Below are 16918 nucleotides of genomic sequence, written 5' to 3' on the forward strand. Positions count from 1 at the left end.
TTCGTTAACACTATAGCAACTCAAATAAACAAGCGGTTAAATTAAAGCAAAAATGAAAGAATACGCCATACCAGATGGTATTTTCTTTAACCCGGGTATAACCCAGAAATAAGGCGAATGGAATTAACCAAAACAAGGAAATGAAGCTAAGATGGATAATGGCAAATAAGAAAGCCGAAATAAAAACAGCCTGTCCGGTATCTGCAATATTTAGTAATGACTGTAGCAGATAGCCCCTAAAGCCAAGTTCTTCAAATAAAGCGGGCGTTATGGCTGTGAAAAATATGATTAAATAGGCTGAGCCGGGCGAATCGGCAAAAATAGAGTAGTAATAATAATCGCGGGAGAAAACAATAACGTTGACCCAGTTTGCGATGTAATGGATCAACAAAGCGCTTGTCATGGCAAATGCACCGTAGGCCGCTAATTTGGGGAATGAAAATGAAGGCCAGCGGAGTAGTTTCTTACAATTGGCCCAGTTATATGCGAAAAATATGACCGCGGTACCGGCTATAATAATTTCGATAACCAGGAACCAACCTATCGTCTTAAAATAATCAACAAACGATGATAATGCACATACCAGGATATAAATGCAGTAAAACAGGGCGGTCTGTTTCAGTAATTCCCAGTTATGTGCAGTTTGACTGTTAAATGTTTCGGTTTGTTTGTGGCCGCAGCTACTGCAAAACTTTACATTAACACCATTTGAGGCCCCGCATTGTGTACAGAGACTTGTTCTGACTGTTTCTTGTTCGTTGAACACCAAAAAACTAAGCTATATTGTTTTCTTTCCTGATTTTTTCTATTTCCATTGCCGATTTGATACCCTTAATCATGTAGCCGATGATCACAATTTTTATAATGATACCCTGAGCAATAGATATAGGTTCAATTATGGCATTTAATACCTGTACAATCACGTACAACGATAAACCTGATATGAGACAGGCTAAAGGCTTGCGCTTGCTGTAAGCACCTAAAACTAAGAATATAGCCGCCATTATGATATTGGTTACCACTACAGATACTACGTCAACCTCATCTTTGTGTATGAAAAAATATATGAGACCTGCGAAAATGAAAACGCCTGCCAGGTAATATAATGTATTGCTTGCCTGCCTGAGCGTTTTGTTATAAGTAAACATATCTATTTCCTCAACCTGGCGCTCTGAAATAAATTTGTTTTGTTCGGCTTCAGTACCTTTAAGTGGGTATCCGCATTGGGTGCAAAATGTATCTTCGGCTTTTGAATCGGCGTTGCAGTGTGCGCATTTCTCCGTTAATTGAACGGCTACAGGAATTTGATTTTCCATTGAATTTTTGTGATAAGGACTTAAATGTTACACGAATATAATTATTGAAAATTTAATTGTGTTACAAATCATATAATTTTAGTTTACCAGGATCGATGACTTTTTTGTGGCCCATATGTTTAAAAACGAAATCTTTAATAGCGTGCTTAATCACATACAAAGCAAACTTAATTTATGCATTACGGATGTTAGTGCAGTGATTGGTGGCGACATAAACAAAGTTTATCGTTTGCAGGGGGACGGTAGTTGTTATTTGCTAAAAGTAAACGACAGGTACAATTATCCCAATATGTTTGCAAGAGAGCAGGAGGGCTTATGCGCTATCGGTAAGACTAATACAATATCGGTTCCTGATGTTATTCTTAAAGGAGAGGTGGACAATGAGAGTTATCTTGTATTGGAGTGGATTAATGCAGGTTCTGGAAACGCTTTGTCATCTTCTAAATTAGGTACGGAGATTGCCCGAATGCATAAGAACAGCGATGCTCAATTTGGCTTTTATACTGATAACTATATGGGATCGCTCCATCAAAGCAATAAAAGACATGGCAGTTGGACTCAGTTTTTTGTTGAGGAAAGATTGCAACCCATGGTTAAAATGGCTGTAAATAAAAAAGAACTCAACCAAAGCGATGTGCGCAAGTTTGATGAGCTGTATAAGAAACTTCCGGGTTTGTTTACAGAAGAACCTCCCGCATTATTACATGGCGATCTTTGGGGAGGTAATTATTTAATTGATGTAGAAGGAAAGCCTTATTTGATTGATCCGGCCGTTTGTTATGGCAACCGCGAGTTTGATATTGCAATGACTACACTTTTCGGTGGTTTTGACCGTGCTTTTTATGAAGCCTATAATGCGGAATTTCCGTTTCAGAACGGTTGGCAGCAAAGGCTTCAACTTTGGAACTTATATCCACTATTGGTTCATGTAAACCTGTTTGGCGGTATGTACGCCAAACAGGTAAGGGATAATCTTTCGGTATTTGTTTAGTTGGTGCCTTGTACAAAGATTGGTGTTTCAGATACAGTTACGGTTAGCTTACCATCAACTGTATTAACCTGGGTTTTCACTGCCTGGTCTGCACCTGTTTTTAGCGTGTAGATATTTGCTTTCGGAGTACCCAAATCAAGTGTGTAAGTGCCTGTACGTGCCCTGAAATCAGGAATGGTAAGGGCGTACATGGTTTGTGAGTCTGATACATACTTGTCCACCAGCGGGTCCGCATTCAAGGTAGCCGAATAGGTATAGCTACCCATTAATTTTGATGTTTGCAATATAAAATCTGCTGCCGGTCTGCGTTTTCCATTTTCTGCCAGGCCTGATGTAGCATACTGAACATCAACATTAGGTGTATCATCAAAAAGCTGGTAGTAAAATACGCGCTGGATACCATGGCGGATATAAAGTAATGAAGTTCTTAAGATCCAATCCGCCTGGGTGTCTTTCGGTAACTTATCGCCAACATATAACGCTTTCTGGTAGCTTCCCTGGTTTATATCATAACCTGATTCAGTTACCCAAACAGGGAGGGGTTTAGTTAATGAGTTAGCGTATTGAACAAATGAATCGGCGATCTGGCCGGCCATTGACAGCTCAGGTGGCAGACCAATTGTTGCTGATTGATGCGTTAAGATGTTGCCGTTGTTATTGTAATAATGGTAATTGATGATATCGAAACAAAGATCTACACTTCCATCAGCACGGTAACCGCGATTAGTACGGCACCATTCTACCATTTTCTTCACGAAATCTACGTTGCAGGTAGCTAAACCACCCATCACAACTTTCATGTTAGGATCGGCATTTTTTACGCCGGCATTTTTGCCAAGTTTGCCTTTATCTCCGTCATAAAAGGCTGACATGTTGGCCGCGTATTCTTCGGCTGTTTGTTGCGTTGCCGGGCCTTTCCACCATTTGTCGCGTTCATTATCGCATTCAACATATGATACAACGCTCATTCCTACTTTTACCTGGTTAGGTGGATCGTTAGTCCAACGCACGCTTGAGTCAACCTTTACCAACGACCTGTCCACATTGGCATTGTAGCCGTAGCGGGCTGCAAATTGAAATGCCATACGTGCCTGTTCAATATAACTTGCAGGATCGGCCTTGCTTAAACCATAAAGAAGCGGCGCGTTTTCAAGGTCTTGCATATCATTGGGGTAGGTGCTAACCAACCACGGTGGACAATTTTTTATATCGGCCAAAACCAATATACCCTCCTGCTTGCAGCGGTTATAAATAAGGTCGTAATCCCAACTGCCTTCATGTGTTGGACTGAAGGTGTAATTGCCTTTGGTACTTTCCATCCGGGCCCAACCCAGGTAATGCCTAACCCCGCTGAATGATTTGATGAGCGCCATATTGGTTTCATAAATGGTGCTTTTCAGATTGGGATTAGCCGGATCCTGCAAAAAATTCCATTCATATGCGTTAATGCCAAACATATCTTTTAACTGAACGCCGACACCGCTGTACGAGTTTAATTTAAATTTGCCGGAAGCGTCAATGACACCGGCAGACATTTTTTCAGAGTTTGGTGCAGGTGGACTAAGCCTTTCCGGGCGACACCTGCTGAATAAAAAGGTAGAAAACAGAATGACTGCCAGTATTTTACTGTGAAATACGATTTGCATGCCCCGTTGTAATTTTGCGCTCATAAGCTACAATTAATAAAGTTTAATAAAAAACATATTTAATGTTTTCAGAGGCAGCGGAAACCGCATAACTATCCCATGAACCTTTCGGAGTTGTTTTTTTAATTAAAGTTTCAGGAATATGAGTAGTAGTGTAGTTATGGGTGTTTTAACGTATAGTTTAGGCTTCGGGTTTCGTTACTCTTTAAAGTTTTAGAGTAAATTTTTAAGTTCCTGTTTATTAATATGTTGCGTTTGGGTTTGATAGCGATCTATCATTATTGCTGAAATAGGTTAAAAATTATATAACCTTTATTTAATATATCAACAGGGCCTTTTTCCGGATGATATCGATAAGTTCAAAAAAAAGCCCGAACCATCCGGTCCGGGCTTTACATATTATAATGTTATTTTAATATGATGAATTATTTCACTTTAACATAAGTTTCAATAATTTCATGATCAACCTTGAGGCTATCTATTTTTTCAATCCCTTTTTGAACCAGGGTGTCATTTTTTACGGTGAGCTTAAATTTAAAATCCCTGTTTTCCCAATCACGTGCGTCGCAATAAGCCAGATGTTCGGTATAGTCGTCGCCAGATAGGGTATAGGTGCCCGCGCCTGATGAATAAACAGGTTTGGCTGTTTTGCCATGTACCAGATCATGCGTAAAAAAGGCAAAGTTAGTGGCGTTAAACATCTTGAACATCTCCTGATCTTTTGGTGGCGTAGTTACCGTGGTATCATTCTTCACGATACTTTTACTTGATATCAGGTGCCAGGTTCCGTCAAGTTTGCCTGCAGGTTCAGTTGTTTCTGTTGTTGCCTTTGGCGGATTGCCGCATGAGCATAGCGCGAGCAACAAAAAAGAAGCTAAGTAGTAGGTTTTCATGGTGTTAATAAAGGTTATTGATATACAATAATAGCATAAAAAAAGCATCGGCAATCATAATTGCCGATGCTTTTTAAAATAATTTCAAAAGTTTATGTTATTCGCCGCGTTTCAGGCCAAATTTTTCAATTTTACTGTATAAGTGGCTGCGTTGAATATCAATATCGTCAGCTGTTTTTGAAACATTCCAATTGTTTTTTTCCAGCTTGAATTTGATGTATTCACGCTCGGCAAAATCTTTATATTCCTGAAAGTTATTAAACTGATCAAAGTCTGTTTGTGGCGCGGGAGCCGCTGAGCCAGCAGCCGTAACGGCAACAGGAGCCGATGGATTGGCAAATGCGCGTACATCATTATCGGTGATAACTTTATCGCTCAGGATAATCAAACGCTCAACCATGTTGCGAAGCTCACGGATGTTACCTGTCCACGGAAGAGATTTAAGCGCTTCCAACGCTGCATCTGAGATCTTTTTAACCGGCATGCCGTATTCATTACAGATCTCATCCAAAAAGCTTTGCGTTAACAGCGAGATATCATCCTTGCGCTCAATAAGTGGCGGTACGTGAATCAATATTACACTTAGGCGGTGGTATAAGTCCATACGGAAATTACCGGCTTCAATTTCTTTAAGCAGGTCTTTGTTTGTTGCGGCTACTACACGTACATCAACATCAATTTCCTTTTCGCCACCTACACGGGTAATTTTATTTTCTTGTAAAGCACGTAATACTTTAGCCTGGGCCGATTGGCTCATGTCACCAATCTCGTCAAGGAATAGCGTTCCGCCGTTTGCCGATTCAAATTTGCCTATACGTTGTTTAATGGCCGAAGTAAATGAACCTTTCTCATGGCCAAATAGTTCACTTTCAATTAATTCAGAAGGGATAGCCGCGCAGTTTACCTCAATAATAGGCGCGCTTGAGCGGTTTGATTTTTCGTGCAGCCAACGTGCTACCAACTCTTTACCGCTACCGTTGGCACCTGTAACTAACACGCGGGCATCGGTAGGAGCAACGCGGTCAATGGTTTCTTTGATCTTAATAATAGCCTGCGATTCACCCAGAATAGGGCGTACTTTTGATACTTTACGTTTAAGTACTTTGGCTTCAACAACCAGGCTCCCCCTGTCAAGCGCATTACGAACGGTAATGAGCAGGCGGTTCAAATCAGGTGGTTTGGAGATAAAGTCAAACGCGCCTTTTTTACTGGCTTCCACAGCGGTTTCAACCGTACCGTGGCCTGATATCATGATAAACGGAAGATCGGGTTTAATGGCGAGGCCTTCGGTAAGTACCTCCATGCCATCCATGCGGTTCATTTTAATATCGCATAGCACCAGGTCATAGTCTTTTTTTTCAATTAACTGAAGTCCGTCAACACCATTATCTACATCTTCAACCTCGTAATCTTCATACTCCAAAATTTCGCGAAGCGTATTACGTATCGACCGCTCATCATCAATTATTAAAATTTTAGCCATGTTATATAGTTATGTACAGGTAGTAATTGTTATATCGCTAATATATGAGTTTGTATAGAAAAACAAACACTTTTAATGTGCTATAAAGGTTTAAGGCAGATAAATGTTTGCAATGTTTTTAAATTTATTAAAAAATAAAACGCATTCAAGTAAAAACCCCTCACTTTACAGCAAGGGGTTGTACAGCAGCAAATCTGTAAGCCGGGTTCTGTTTTGCCTTGTTAAAGGGCAACTTCTATCATTTATCTGGCCCTGTTATCACTAACAGGTTTAAACAACCTACCCATCCTAACGACCTGCCTTGCGGCAGATACGGGAGCGAGCAACTCCGCTTTCAGGACCTATTTGGTTTTTCAACTCCTGAGGTTTACCGTCATAGCCGGTCGCCCGGTTATGCCGTGAGCTCTTACCTCACGTTTTCACCCTTACCCACCTAAGCGGGCGGTATTTTCTCTGTGGCACTTTGCTGTCGCCGGCTGCCGGCGCCTTCCCGTTAGGAAGCAGGATGCTCTATGTTGCCCGGACTTTCCTCCGCCAAACAAGCTGGCAGCGATAGAACGTTTTGCGGCATAAAGGTACGGAAATTTTTGCGGTTCATTGTTAATAGATCACAGCTGATAGTTCATGGATCATAGCAGCGTTGTAATTAAATTGTTTTGATTGCCGTTAATCATGATTTATGAATAATGGCCCATCAACTATGATCTATGAACTTAAAATCTATTTGCAGTTTTTCAGGTCGTTCTGAACCTGTTGCAGCGTAATAGTTCCCATTTTATTACCGAAAGAATTGGTAACATAGGTAAGCACCTTAGCAATTTCGAGCGGTGCTATATCATCAGCCTGCATCTGGTCGTCAAATGTTTTGCCGGCAACAGTTATTTTTCCTTTTAGACCGTTCTTGATGAAGCAGGCAAGCGCAGTTTTATTGTTTTTCAGATATGTTGAATCTGTTAATGGAGGGATAAGTGATGATAGCCCTTGGCCTTTATCGCCGTGGCAGTTTTGACAATGTTGCTGATAAACAAGGCTGCCTGCCGAATAATAGCGTTTAAACTCAATTTGATCGTCGCTTTGGCATGATGCACCAATTACAATCAATAAAACAGTTATTGCACCAATTACCTTTAATTTCATTTAGCAGCAATTTGGTCCGGTTCGGCTCTTAACGTTTTTATATCGGCAATCAATTTGGTTACCTCTGCCGGATCTGTGCCTTCGTAAGTACCGCGAAGACGTTTTTGCTTATCTATCAGAATAAAAAATCCATCATGAATATATTCACCTTTAGGATTTTTTTCGGATACGCTTTGCAGGTAGCTTTTAGCAATTTTATAGGTGTCGCCTTTTTCGCCATGCAATAACCACCAGGTATTGCCCGCGATTCCTAATTTATCGGCATAGCGCTTTAATACAGGCACAGTATCATATTTAGGATCGATGGTATGCGAAATGATCCTGAAGTTATTATCATCCTTAAATTCCTTATATACGTTAAGCATATTTCGGTGCATCACAGGACATATAGAAGGGCAGGTGGTGAAGAAGAAATCTGCAACGTAAATTTTGCCATCCAGGCTTTTCTCTGTAATAGTATCAGCGTACTGGTTTACAAATTTAAAGGGTGGGATAGTGGCGTACTCCGTATCGGTTACAGTTTTGCCATTAACAGTTTTAGTTACCGGTGTTTTATATCCCAATATGGGCAGGGTAGTTTTAGTATTTGATTTACAGGCATTAAAAAGCGTTAGTATGATAATGCCTATCCACAAGTTCCTCATTATTTTACCGGTATTTGGGTGATATATTTTGTTGAACTGGTAACTGCTACGGTTACCAGGGTGTCTATTTTATTGATCTGTTTTTTCTGGGCCTCAAGATACTCCATAAACTCCTGGTGCGATTTATCCTTTTTCTCCGGATCAAATTTATGCATCCAGTCATTCATGGCATTGTCCGCGTCGTCAACCAGTTTTATATACGCCTGGGCCGAATCTTTGTTGATGGTAGGAGCGCCGTGTTTTAAAAGGCTATCCAACAGCATTTTATTTTCGGTTAACTTAACATCGCTTGGCATTACCTTATCATGCACTGCAATTACCTGGTTTAAAAGATCTTTTTCCTGTTTTTGAGTGTCGGCACAGCCGAACAATAAAGCAGCTCCTGCTGCAATGAATAGATATTTTTTCATGGTTTTTGATAGCGTGATAAAACTTGGCAAATATGCTAAATGTTTAGCTGTTTAATACTCTTAAATAATAACTATAGTCTGTTATAGGTAAAGTTTTTACGCCTGCAAGCTTAAGCTGCTGCCCAATCTGCGCCCTGGTATGTGTGCCGTGATTAAGCACTTGGGTTACAATATCGCCCAGTTGGTTTTCAAAATAGTCGCCGGTAAAGTTATGATAGGGGATTAACTTATTTATATCCTCTTCATTTATTTCGTTTAAAAACGTTAGCCATGCTTCATAACGCTCAGATACCTGTATTTTACATTGCTCAATTGTAACATTTTCGGGCCACGAGTTTGGCATAGACGGAGGCACGAGCTTGCATCTTTCCAGCCAGGCCTGTTCGGCCGCCAGCAGATGCCCCATGAGCTTAAGTGCAATATCCGGCGAACCGGCTGTTTCCATGGCTTGTATTATGAGATTACTGGCAAAAAGATTGTAGCCAAACATTTTCAAAAAGTATGTTTTCATGGTGTTAGTAAAATTAGCGGCTAATGTATTAAAGCAATTTTGTATATTTATAACAATGCTGGTTAACAATTAAATAACATAGTTGTCATATTCAGCAAACATCTGCTTGTTACCTTTATTTTATAGCTAAAACATAAGGTTATGAAATTTATCATCAATATTTCAAAACTGCTGATCAACTTCCGTCAGTGGATGATGCTTAAAAGTATGCGTTCATCGTTCATACATTAAGTTATCACTTATAATTCTTCATTTATAAATATAATCGCACTTTTGGGCTTTTGTAGCTCAAATTAATGGAACTTACTGACCGGGAAATACATTTAAGCAAAGATCTTTTTGGTAACGACTTTGAATGGGGCGTTTCAACCGCTGCTTTTCAGATAGAGGGCGCTCATGATGCCGATGGAAAAGGATTGTCTGTATGGGATACTTTCACCACCAAAAAAGGAAAGATCCTGAACGGCGACCATGCCCAAACCGCTTGCGATTTTTATAACTTATACGAGCGCGATATCGATCTGATCAAAGAGCTCAATATTCCCAATTTTCGCTTTTCTATTTCGTGGACCCGCATCCTGCCCGATGGTACCGGGACAGTTAACCAGGCGGGTATCGATTATTATAACCGGGTAATCAATTATTGTATTAAACAAGGTGTTGAGCCCTGGCTAACTGTTTACCATTGGGATTTACCCCACATACTTGAGGTTCAGGGCGGATGGACAAATCGCGAAGCTATTAGCTGGTTTAGCGAGTTTATAACCATTTGCGCCCAAAACTTCGGCGACCGCGTAAAACATTGGATGGTGATGAACGAGCCGGTAGTGTTTACCGGCGCAGGTTACTTTTTCGGTATTCATGCACCCGGCCGCAGTGGTATGAAAAACTTTGTACCCGCCATACATCACGTAACCATGAGTATTGCCGAAGGAGGTAGAATATTACGAAGACTTTTACCCTCAACAGCGCAAATAGGCACAACATTTTCGTGTTCACAGATAGAACCTTACTCAAACAAACCAAGAGATATAGCTGCGGCTGTTCGTGCCGATGCCCTGATCAATCGTTTATACATTGAACCTTTGCTGGGGATGGGGTACCCTATAAATGATCTCCCCGCCCTTAAAGACCTCAGAAAATATTTTTATCCCGGCGACGAGGATAAACTAAGTTTTGATTTTGATTTTATAGGTATCCAGAACTATACCCGCGAGATTGTAAAATATTCATTCTTCACGCCTTATATCAACGCAAGTATGGTTAAGGCCGAGAACAGGGGCGTTGAGCTTACTGCTATGCGCTGGGAAATTTATCCGCCTTCAATTTATCATATGATCAAAAAGTATGATGCTTATCCTAACGTTAAAAAGATAATCGTCACAGAAAATGGATCTGCTTTTCCCGACACTGTTACTGATGGCGAAGTGAACGACCCCAAAAGATTGAAATATCTCAAGGATAATTTAGCGCAAGTGCTAAAAGCGAAAAATGAAGGCCATAAAATTGAAGGCTATTTTGTATGGACCCTTACCGATAATTTTGAATGGGCCGAAGGGTATCATCCGCGTTTTGGATTGATCCATGTTGATCATGCTACCCAGCAACGCACGGTTAAGGCTTCGGGCAAGTGGTACGCCGAATTTTTAAAATAAAAGTTAATTTTTAGGCAGTGTGAAATTGAATGATGTGCCATTTTCGGTATCACTTTCAAACCAGATATGGCCGTTGTGATCTTCAATAATTTGCCTGCAGATGGAAAGCCCAAGACCAAACGATTTTTCGCCGGAAGTACCGGGGCGCTTGGCGTCGGTAAACATATTAAATACCTGGCTTTTCAGCTTATCAGGAATGCCGATGCCGTGATCTTTTACTGAAATTTGTATTTCATTTTCCAGTTCAAGCGCCATAACTAAAATAGCCGATCCTTCCGGGCTGAATTTAATGGCATTGCTAATAAGGTTGCTAATCACCCTCCATATTTTTTCACGACTGATACAGATCTCAACCGGAGTGTTTAATAGAGCGAGATTGATCTCCTGTTGTTTCTCAGCGGCTTTAAAACGCATAAGCTCAACGCTATTACTCAATAAAGAATTAATCTCAACTGCTTCTTTATTGAATGTTGTTGAAGTAGATTCGGTGGCTTCAAGTATTTCATTGATCAGCTCAATGGAGTTAAACGAGGTTTCCCTGATTATGCCGAGGAGCTCTTTCTGTTCGTCGCTGTAATTCTCCTCGCTCATTATACTCGTAAGCGATGCTATACCGCCTATAGGGTTACGCAGATCATGTGCAACGGTACGCAAAATGCGGTCTTTTTCCTGGTTATTGAGCTTTAAATCATTAAGGGCATTTTCCAGGTGATTGTTTTGGTGGTTTATCTGGTGGTTAAGACTTCCGAGCGTCTTAATATTCTTTTTTGATTTTTGCCAATTCAAAAATATCAGGGAAATGATAATAATGAGCATCAACGCAAAAACAACGGTTACCCTAAGGTAGACGTGTTGTAATTCGTTGTTTTTCTTGAGGTTATTAAACTCATTGTCTTTTTCAAGACTTTTAACCTGTTCCGCTACATCAGCTTCCTTTAGTTTCCTGTTTTCACTTGTGATGGTATCCTTAAGCTCATCATATTGCTTATAATGCGCCATTGCCTGCTGATGATCATTCTGTTTCTCAAAATAATTCGACATTAACAGATGCCAATCCTGTATAGCGTCAGGACTTTTTACGCTGTCAAACTGTAGCTTTATAACGTTGAGAATGTTTAATAAAGAGTCATTAGCATTTTGCTTATCATATATCGCAGCAAGTTTAAGTTCAGAAAACTGGGCATCATTATTATCATTGCCTTTACGCAAGTTGATAGCGATGCTCTTTTTTAAGAGGTCTTTAGCTTCATCGTATTTCCGCTGCCTCATATAAACATCGGCGATGTTACCATACACAACACCTTTTGATACTTCACCCATTTCAGGGCGGTCTTTAAACCTGGCCGCGTTAGCCTTAAGATAGTCGAGTGTTTTGTTATAAAAGTACATCGCGCTGTCGTTTCTTTGCAGCTTGCTGTAGCTTAATCCAATGTTATTCAGCAACTCCTGGCGGCGATAAAAATAGTTGAAGTTTCCCTCACACGAACTTGTTTCCTCAAAACTTTTCTTAAAAAACGAAGCTGCACGGCCATAGTGTTCCTGTTTGTAAAGGATCATGCCCATACGGTAACTATAATCGCCCATAGTACAATCGTCCAGGTTGTTGTTGGCAATTACTTTTCCCTCATAAAAATAGCTATATGCTTCGTTGTAGCGGCGTTCATCAAACAACACATCTCCTTTAGAAAGATGAGCCTGGCCGTACTCACTGGTGAATTTTAACTTCTTTTCAGGCGTGTCAAAAATGTTGAGCATGCTATCTGCATATAGCAACGCCATTTTACGATCATTCTTTACATGAGCTGCGTAGGTATAAATAAAAAAGTAATAATTATATACCTGTTTAAAGCCGAGATTGTTGGAATGGTGAAAGGCCGAATCAAGATAATCTGCAGCCGCTTTCTGATGACCATTATCATACATCGACGTAGCTGTATCAACAGCCTTATTGTAAGCCGATGATGAAAGAAAACCCTTAGGTTGTTGCTGGCAGGAACTGATGATGAGCAACAAGGAAGCAAAAAACAAGCATACCTGTGTAATAACAGATTGTATTGTTTGTTTAAAGCTTTTGTATATAAACATCAAAGATTAAGTTACGTCAGGTTTAGTGTTGGTTTTAAAACAGGGTTAAACTATGAAATTTCTTCAAAATAACTATACTGCTTTTATGATTATTGTTAATTAATTACCTAAAATGAAATTTAATTAATCGAGTCAAGGACTAATGGCTGCCGTTTGATTGATTAATAAATTATGCTACTTCGGCAGGAAGATATACGTAAAAACTGGAGCCGTTGTTTAGGTCGCTCTTTAACCAGATCCTGCCGCTATGTTTTTCAACTATTTGCCGGCAAATTGAAAGCCCAAGGCCAAATGATCTTTCGCCGTCGGTACCGGGACGTTTGGCTTCGGTGAACATATTAAACACCTGTTGCTGTAATTTATCAGGAATACCAATGCCATAATCTTTAACACATATTTCAACCCCCTGGTGCTTTTGGTTTACAATTACATAAATAACCGCTCCTCTTGGGCTAAATTTAATGGCGTTGCTGATGAGGTTACTGATAACGCGCCATATTTTTTCCCGGTTTATCAATAGCTCTGTAGGGGTATCGAGCAGGCTAAGCATGATATCTTGATCTTTTTCAGCCGCCTTGAATCTCAACAAGTCGACGCTATTACTGATAAGGCTGTTAATCTCAACCCATTCCTTATTAAAGGAGACGTTAGCCGTATTTGCAGCCTCCAAAATCTCATTAATAAGCTCGAGCGAATTGTATGAAGTTTCTTTAATGAGATTGATCAGGTCTGTTTGTTCTTCATCTTGTGCGTCATCAACCATTGCTGCTGACAATGATGCTATGCCACCAAGAGGGTTGCGGAGGTCGTGAGCAACGGCGCGCAGGATCCGGTCTTTTTCACGGCTTCCGCGGTTTACTTCTTCGAGGGTGTTCTCCAATTCGTTTTTCTGTAGTTGGATCTGGTCATTCAGCTTTTTTATCGCAACGATATCCCGCTTAGATCTTTTCAGGTTGCGGAAAACAAGGAAGATAATAATTACCGCCATCACCGAAAAAAGTACAGCAAGGCAGATGTATACCAATTGCAGTTTGTTGTGCCCTTTAAGGTTTTCTATCTGATTTTCCTTGTCGAAATTAGCCTGTTGCTGGTTTACATCCGTCCGTTTCAAAGAGGATGTCCTTTTCAGTGCTGAGTCTTTTAAAGCGGAGTAATTTTTTAGATAAAACAGGCTGTTCTGATAGTCCTTTCTTTGCAGGTAATATGTACTCATTAAACCGTTCCAACTGGTTTCTGCGTCGTCATTATTTATAATATCAAGCTGGAGACGCAGGCTTTTCAGTAATTCATAGAGTTCGGCTGGCTTATTGGTGCTTAGGTATAACCGGGCAAGTTTTATCTCGGTTAATTCGGCATCGCGGTTATCATTGCCGGGCTTTAAATTAATAGCGATACTTTTCTTCAATAACTCACTTGCCTGGGGGTAATCATGAACAAGCATAGCTAAATCGCCCTGGTTACCGTATACTACACCTCTGGCAACTTCAAGCAGGTTTGCGCGTTCAGCAAATCTTGTGCTGTTTTCGTTAATGTAAATTAGTGCTTTGTTTAAGTAAAGCCTTGAGCTATCAATATCACCGCTGTTTTTATAGCTCTCGCCGATATTATCCAAAAGTTCCTGACGTTGGTAAAAGGCGCGAAAATCATCGGTATAGGCGTAGCTTTGCCTGTGGCTGATCTTGAAATAATTAGCGGCTTCCTTAAAATGCCCCTGTTTAAACATAATCATACCCATGCGGTAGGTGTATTCGGCTAATATGGCGTCGTCAATGGCGTTTTTGCCAATAGAATAGCCCTTGTAAAAGTACCGGTAAGCCTGATCGTATTTCACCATATCCGAATAGGCATCGCCAGTCGCGAAATCCGCTTCAGATGCTAAGGCTATGTGCTGATCGGGGGTAACGCTTTCTGCTGCTACTGCCTGCATCGTATCAGCATAGGGCATGGCCTTTTTAGGGTCATGCAATGCTTTTAAATTATAAAGAAAATGAAAAGCGTAAAAACGGAACCTGTCACTTACATAAGGACGGCTTACTGTTTTATATGCAGAATCGAGGTATTCAATGGCCCTGTGAGGCTGGGATTTTTCGCCGTTATATGACGTTACCGTATCAAATATCGGCTTAAACTGTTTGGAATAGTTGCCGGTATCACGGGTGTTATTTGCGCAGGAATTAAAAGCCAATAAACATGCGAACGCCAACCATATAGTATGATTGAGCAGCACTTTGTTTAAACTAACAGGGCTATCAGGGGGCGCCAACTTTGAGTGTTTACGCAACAAATATAATGTTCATAATTATAACGAACAATATTTTTGCGTCAGAATAACACGTATGTTACTAAAAGTTAAAGCGCGTTGATTATCTGTTACTTAAAAGCATCCAGGCCGGTAATGTCCATCCCTGTAATAAGCAAATGGATGTCATGTGTACCTTCATAAGTAATTACCGATTCCAGGTTCATCATATGCCTCATAATAGGGTATTCGCCTGTAATGCCCATACCTCCAAGCATTTGCCTTGCTTCGCGCGCAATAGTGATAGCTGTTTCAACACTGTTTCGCTTGGCCATTGATATCTGGGCCGGGGTAGCCCGGTTTTCATTCTTAAGTGTGCCTAAGCGCCAAACCAATAGCTGACCTTTGGTGATCTCTGTTATCATTTCGGCCAGTTTTTTTTGTTGAAGCTGGAAACCTGCAATAGGGCGGCCAAATTGTTCCCGTTCTTTAGTGTAACGAAGAGCAGTATCGTAGCAATCCATCGCGGCACCCAAGGCGCCCCAGGCAATTCCATAACGTGCCTGGTTTAAGCATCCCAATGGCCCTTTAATGCCGGCAACATTTGGTAATAGGTTTTCTTTAGGTACTTTAACATGGTCAAAAACAAGTTCGCCGGTAGCCGATGCCCTCAGCGACCATTTGTTATGGGTGGTTGGTGTAGTAAAACCTTCCATGCCGCGTTCAACTATCAAGCCGCGAATTTTGCCCTCTTCATCTTTAGCCCAAACAACGGCAATATCGGCAAAAGGCGAATTGGAGATCCACATTTTGGCGCCGTTAAGGATATAGTGGTCGCCCGCGTCTTTTATGTTGGTGGTCATACCACCGGGGTTTGATCCATGATCTGGCTCTGTTAAACCAAAGCAGCCCATTAACTCACCTGTAGCAAGCTTGGGCAGATACTTTTTGCGTTGTTCTTCGCTACCATAAGCATAAATCGGGTACATTACTAATGATCCCTGAACCGAGGCTGTGGAACGGATGCCTGAATCACCGCGCTCTAACTCCTGCATGATGATACCATATGACATATAGTCCAGACCCGCACCGCCATATTCAACGGGGATAGTGGGGCCAAATGCACCAATTTCGGCGAGGCCTTTCAGTAGCTGCGAAGGGAACTCAGCTTTTTGAGCATAGTCTTCAATAATCGGACTTAACTCTTTTTTTACCCAATCCCGTACCGATGAACGGATGAGCTTATGTTCGTCGGTGAGTAATTCATCTAACAAGTAATAGTCCGGGGCTTCGTACAGATCTGTTTTGGCCATAACGTTATAGTTGGTGGGCAAATATAAAGCATTTATCACCGGTAAAAGCAAGTCAAAAAGGCCGTTTTTTGATGTGTGAGGCCACTTTATTACAAAAAGTAGGTTTAAACGGTTTAAAGCATGTTTTTGACAAAAAAATATTTTTACGGGCTGAAAATCTGTATGATTAAAAATATTTTGAAAAGTCTTTTCCCTCAGGATGAGATTTAGATATGGCTTTTGTTACTTTTGAGGATGATCAATATAGCCTTGCAAGGTGCGGAGTTTTTCGCGTATCACGGATTTTATCCTGAAGAACAAAAAATAGGTTGCCGTTTTTTAGTTGATGTAAACGTAGGTTTTGTGCCTCCTGGCGATCTGCTGGAAGACAATCTGAGTAAAACAGTTGATTATGAGCGCGTGTATATCATAGTATGTGAAGAGATGAAGCATCCGCGCAAACTGATCGAAACTGTTGGGCAGTCGATAATTGATCGTATCAAAAAGAAATATCCGTTTGCGGAAAGCATTGAGGTTACCATCAAAAAGCTTACTCCGCCATTGAGCGGTAAAGTGGCCCATTCGGCTGTTATTATAAACTATAAGAAATCCTAAT

Annotated in this window: 15 protein-coding genes and 1 other RNA gene; 3 read left to right on the top strand and 13 right to left on the bottom strand. The window is 40.8% G+C overall.

The window, feature by feature from the left end; genetic code table 11:
• Positions 1–10: 10 nt before the first annotated feature.
• The gene (locus DEO27_RS31705) at positions 11–766 is read right to left on the bottom strand and encodes a CPBP family intramembrane glutamic endopeptidase (protein ID WP_223818202.1); all 756 of its coding nucleotides are present in this window, start codon (positions 764–766) and stop codon (positions 11–13) included.
• 7 nt (positions 767–773) lie between these two features.
• Positions 774–1316 carry a zinc ribbon domain-containing protein gene (locus DEO27_RS09555; RefSeq protein WP_112575447.1) on the bottom strand — a complete coding sequence of 181 codons (543 nt, stop codon included), beginning with the start codon at positions 1314–1316 and terminating at the stop codon, positions 774–776.
• Between the two features lie 142 nt (positions 1317–1458).
• On the opposite strand from DEO27_RS09555, the gene DEO27_RS09560 reads away from it, so the two are divergent.
• Entirely contained in the window at positions 1459–2307 is an 849-nt protein-coding gene (locus tag DEO27_RS09560) for a fructosamine kinase family protein (RefSeq protein WP_190295362.1), read from the top strand.
• On the opposite strand, the gene DEO27_RS09565 is transcribed toward DEO27_RS09560, so the two are convergent.
• From DEO27_RS09565 to DEO27_RS09600, 8 genes are all read right to left on the bottom strand, one after another.
• Positions 2304–3977, bottom strand: coding sequence for a hypothetical protein (locus DEO27_RS09565; protein WP_146750140.1), 1674 nt, complete (start codon positions 3975–3977; stop codon positions 2304–2306). The two genes, DEO27_RS09560 and DEO27_RS09565, sit on opposite strands and share 4 nt — an antisense overlap.
• A 401-nt stretch (positions 3978–4378) precedes the next feature.
• Positions 4379–4846 carry a hypothetical protein gene (locus DEO27_RS09570; RefSeq protein ID WP_112575573.1) on the bottom strand — a complete coding sequence of 156 codons (468 nt, stop codon included), beginning with the start codon at positions 4844–4846 and terminating at the stop codon, positions 4379–4381.
• Between the two features lie 97 nt (positions 4847–4943).
• Positions 4944–6329, bottom strand: a complete 1386-nt coding sequence (locus tag DEO27_RS09575; RefSeq protein WP_112575450.1) for a sigma-54-dependent transcriptional regulator — start codon at positions 6327–6329, stop codon at positions 4944–4946.
• 181 nt (positions 6330–6510) lie between these two features.
• An RNA gene (gene rnpB / locus DEO27_RS09580) (RNase P RNA component class A) lies at positions 6511–6898 on the bottom strand.
• Positions 6899–7049: 151 nt separating this feature from the next.
• Positions 7050–7466, bottom strand: coding sequence for a c-type cytochrome (locus DEO27_RS09585; RefSeq protein WP_112575451.1), 417 nt, complete (start codon positions 7464–7466; stop codon positions 7050–7052).
• Complete coding sequence (locus tag DEO27_RS09590) at positions 7463–8110, bottom strand: SCO family protein (protein ID WP_112575452.1); 648 nt, start codon at positions 8108–8110, stop codon at positions 7463–7465. The genes DEO27_RS09585 and DEO27_RS09590 overlap by 4 nt, the downstream gene beginning before the upstream one ends.
• Positions 8110–8520, bottom strand: a complete 411-nt coding sequence (locus DEO27_RS09595; RefSeq protein WP_112575453.1) for a succinate dehydrogenase assembly factor 2 — start codon at positions 8518–8520, stop codon at positions 8110–8112. Before DEO27_RS09595 ends, DEO27_RS09590 begins: the two co-directional genes overlap by 1 nt.
• A gap of 43 nt (positions 8521–8563) precedes the next feature.
• Positions 8564–9031 (bottom strand): DinB family protein, encoded by a 468-nt coding sequence (locus DEO27_RS09600; RefSeq protein WP_146750141.1) that lies wholly within the window; start codon positions 9029–9031, stop codon positions 8564–8566.
• Between the two features lie 296 nt (positions 9032–9327).
• Between DEO27_RS09600 and DEO27_RS09605 the strand changes: the two genes are divergently transcribed.
• Complete coding sequence (locus DEO27_RS09605; protein ID WP_112575455.1) at positions 9328–10686, top strand: GH1 family beta-glucosidase; 1359 nt, start codon at positions 9328–9330, stop codon at positions 10684–10686.
• Positions 10687–10689: 3 nt separating this feature from the next.
• Here DEO27_RS09605 and DEO27_RS09610 read toward each other — a convergent pair whose 3' ends face one another.
• The 3 genes from DEO27_RS09610 to DEO27_RS09620 all read right to left on the bottom strand — a co-directional run bounded on the left by DEO27_RS09610 (position 10690) and on the right by DEO27_RS09620 (position 16323).
• A complete protein-coding gene (locus DEO27_RS09610) occupies positions 10690–12771 on the bottom strand; it encodes a tetratricopeptide repeat-containing sensor histidine kinase (RefSeq protein ID WP_112575456.1) in 2082 nt (693 codons plus the stop codon).
• Between the two features lie 169 nt (positions 12772–12940).
• Positions 12941–14998, bottom strand: a complete 2058-nt coding sequence (locus tag DEO27_RS09615) for an ATP-binding protein (RefSeq protein WP_146750142.1) — start codon at positions 14996–14998, stop codon at positions 12941–12943.
• 143 nt (positions 14999–15141) lie between these two features.
• Positions 15142–16323 carry an acyl-CoA dehydrogenase family protein gene (locus DEO27_RS09620; RefSeq protein WP_112575458.1) on the bottom strand — a complete coding sequence of 394 codons (1182 nt, stop codon included), beginning with the start codon at positions 16321–16323 and terminating at the stop codon, positions 15142–15144.
• A 234-nt stretch (positions 16324–16557) separates the two neighbouring features.
• Here DEO27_RS09620 and folB point away from each other — a divergent pair, with 234 nt between their 5' ends.
• Positions 16558–16917, top strand: coding sequence for a dihydroneopterin aldolase (gene folB / locus DEO27_RS09625; protein WP_112575459.1), 360 nt, complete (start codon positions 16558–16560; stop codon positions 16915–16917).
• Position 16918 lies beyond the last annotated feature (1 nt).

The organism is Mucilaginibacter rubeus (assembly GCF_003286415.2).
In the GTDB taxonomy this organism is placed as follows: domain Bacteria; phylum Bacteroidota; class Bacteroidia; order Sphingobacteriales; family Sphingobacteriaceae; genus Mucilaginibacter; species Mucilaginibacter rubeus_A.